General features: G+C 66.0%; 1 protein-coding gene. It reads right to left on the reverse strand.

Annotation, left to right across the window (positions count from 1 at the left end):
* Positions 1 to 155: 155 nt before the first annotated feature.
* A complete protein-coding gene (locus DS839_RS36140) occupies positions 156 to 365 on the reverse strand; it encodes a hypothetical protein (RefSeq protein ID WP_119275365.1) in 210 nt (69 codons plus the stop codon).
* Positions 366 to 515 lie beyond the last annotated feature (150 nt).

Raw genomic sequence — 515 nt, forward strand, 5'->3', positions numbered from 1 at the left:
CGTGGTCATCTTCTGGTTCCTTGGATCTTCGGTTGGATGGGTACTGCCCGGCCTATGGCAGGGGCGCGACCAGCAAGGGCTCAGGTCGGGTCGTGCCCTTGAGGGCCCTTTTGCGTCAGGGCGCGGTGTCACGGTTGCGACGGCACATCGCCCTCCTACCAGCTGAGCTCACCGGTCAGGCGCCAGCGAAGGTTGTTGGTCATGGTGACCAGGGCGGCCAGGCTGTAACCGACGCCGTCGTTGACGATGATGCGGTCACCGCGGCGCGTGAGGCGCGGGGACTGGCCATTGGCTTTGGCGTAGAGGCTGCGGTAGTCGCTGATGATGCGGTCGGCGCGGGGCTCGGGGATGCGGCAGGTCGACATGTGGGCTCCTGGGTAGGCTGGGCTGGCGCCAGCGGTGGGGTCTGGGACAAGCGTACGGCTCTCCTCTCCCCGGCCATCAGTCGGGAAAGACTCTTGAAGGGCACGACGGGCAAAAACGCTGCGCGAAAGAAAGCGCCCTGCGGATGACAG

This window comes from Taklimakanibacter deserti (assembly GCA_003574785.1).